At 77.0% G+C, this 2,357-nt stretch carries 2 protein-coding genes; one reads left to right on the forward strand and one right to left on the reverse strand.

Going from position 1 to position 2,357, the window contains the following annotated elements; all coding sequences use genetic code 11:
* Positions 1 to 1,048, reverse strand: a 1,048-nt coding sequence (locus E1264_RS42005; RefSeq protein WP_243711509.1) for an acyltransferase domain-containing protein, incomplete at its 3' end; no start/stop codon positions are given.
* A 303-nt stretch (positions 1,049 to 1,351) separates the two neighbouring features.
* Here E1264_RS42005 and E1264_RS42010 point away from each other — a divergent pair.
* The gene (locus tag E1264_RS42010) at positions 1,352 to 2,350 is read left to right on the forward strand and encodes a ketoacyl-ACP synthase III (protein ID WP_132183074.1); all 999 of its coding nucleotides are present in this window, start codon (positions 1,352 to 1,354) and stop codon (positions 2,348 to 2,350) included.
* Positions 2,351 to 2,357: the final 7 nt, after the last annotated feature.

The following is a 2,357-nucleotide window of genomic DNA, read 5'->3' on the forward strand; positions in this document are numbered from 1 at the left end:
GGCGGGCGGAGGAGTCGGCCTTGCCGCCGCGCCCGCCGTCGCCGCCGCCCGGCCGGTCGCGGCCCGGGCGGCCGCCCGGGGGCTCGCGCAGCGGGGTCAGGGTCCGCGCGCCGGGGACGGTCAGCCGCGCGCAGCGGCACAGCGCGTTCCCGGCGCCGGCCTCGGCGAACACGCTCGCGCCCGCCGCGTGCACGGCGCGCAGCGCCGCCGGGAGCCGCACCGGCTTGACGATGCAGTCGGCCAGCGCTCGGTGCAGGTCGTCGCCGTCGTGGTAGGCGCGTCCGCGCACCGGGGAGTGCACCGGCAGTTCCAGCCGGCGCTGCGGGTAGCGGCGGATCATGGAGTACCACTCGTCGTCGGCGCCGGCCATCGCGGGATGGTGCGACAGGTAGGGGACGGCGAGCCGCACGGCCCGCACCCCCCGGCCGCGGGCGGTGTCCAGGACCCGCTCCAAGGGGCCGTCCGGCCCGGCGACGACCGTCGCCGACGGCGCGTTCACCGACGCGACCACGACCTGCGGTTCGGCGGCGGCGCCGATGACGGCGCGGGCGCCGTCGGGGCCGTCCTCGCCGGTCTCCAGCAGCCCCATCCCGCCGCCGCGGCCGCGGCGGGCGAGCACCCCGACGAGGCTGACGGCCATCCGGGCGCCGTCGGCGATGGTGAACGCGCCCGCGGCGACCAGCGCGGCGATCTCCCCGAAGCTCTGCCCGACCGCGTAGGCGGGCTGGACGCCGCCGGCGCGCAGCGCCCGGTCGACGGCGACGGAGGCGGCGTACCCGGCCAGCTGCGCGACGCCGGGCGTGCGCGCCGCCGCAGCCCCGTACCCGGCGGAGTCGTCCAGCAGGATGGAGCGCATCGACGGCCAGCGGGTGCGGGGCAGGCCCTCCTGGACGGCGTCGAGCACGTCGGCGACGGCGCGCGCGGCACCGGGGCCGGTCCGGGCGAGCGCGGGCAGGTCGGGGGGCCCTGCGGCGCCGGTCCCGGCGAAAAGGAAGGCGCATCTGTCGTCGGGCTTGAGTTCCTCGGCCGGATGGGGATCAGAGAACACCGGGGGTCTCCTTACCTCGAAGGAAAGGTTCTCATCTCTATTCGGATAAAGGCTGCTTAACTTGCAGGTATGGAACACAGGCCCTGAAATGGGATTATTCACTCGTGGGATCGGTCTGGCAACCGTCAGTGGTGTGCGCACGTCACGTGTTCGCGGCGGCGGAGCCTGGACCATCGGCCCGGCAGGCCGGGCCGACCAGTGACCACCGGCGGCGACGCCGGTCGAGGGGAGCGAGAGATGATCCGGTCCGAGCAGCGGCCGCGCCATTACCGGACCCATTTCGGACCGCCTGACGATCAGAAAATGGGATGGTCGATATGGGGCACCGGGGCATATCTGCCCGACCGGAAGGTGCCCAGCGAGGAGGTGTCGCGCGCGCTCGGCCTGGACCCGTCGTGGATCGAGCGGCGCACCGGCATCCGCCACCGGCACGTCGCCGCGCCCGGGCAGGCCGCCTCCGACCTCGCCGCGGCCGCCGCCGGGCGGGCGCTGCGCGCGGCGGGCGTGGACGCCGCCGACGTCGGCCTGATCGTGCTCGGCACCTCCACCCCCGACGAGCTCGGCCCCTCCACCGCCTGCCGCGTGCAGGCGCTGCTGGGCGCCTCCCGCGCCGCCGCGTTCGACGTCGCCGCCGCCTGCACCGGGTTCGTCTACGGGCTGCAGGCCGCCGTCGGGTGGCTCGCCGCCCAGCGCGGCCCCAGGCCCTGCGCGCTGGTGATCGGCGTCGAGGTGTACTCCCGCTTCCTCGACCACGGCGACCGGGCCACCGCCGCGCTGTTCGGGGACGGCGCCGCCGCCGCCGTGATCGGGCCCGCCGCCGGCCCCTACGGGTTCGGCCCGGTCACGCTCGGGTCGGACGGCACCCGCGCCGGCGACGTGCTCATCCCCGCGGGCGGCAGCCGCTCGCCCGCCAGCGCCGACACCGTCGCCGGGCTCGGGCACACCATCCGCATGGACGCGCGGGCCGTGCGCGGCTTCATCGGCGAGGTCTTCCCGCGGCTGGTGGCGCAGGCGTGCGAGGCCGCCGGGGTCAAGCCCGCGGACCTGGCGCTGGTCGTCCCGCACCAGCCCAACCCGCGGCTGGTCGCCTCGCTGGCCCCCACCGCCGGGCTGGAGGAGGCGCAGATGGCGATCGCCGGGCACGACGTCGGCAACATCGGCGCCGCGAGCCTCCCCTACGCCCTGCACCGCGCCGTCCGGACGGGCCGGATCGCGCCCGGCGACCTGGTCCTGCTCGTCGGGTTCGGCGCCGGCGTCACCTGGGGGCACGCCCTCATCGCCTGGCCGCCGCCGTCCCCCTGACCCCTCC

This window comes from Actinomadura sp. KC216, assembly GCF_004348535.1.
Lineage (GTDB): Bacteria > Actinomycetota > Actinomycetes > Streptosporangiales > Streptosporangiaceae > Spirillospora.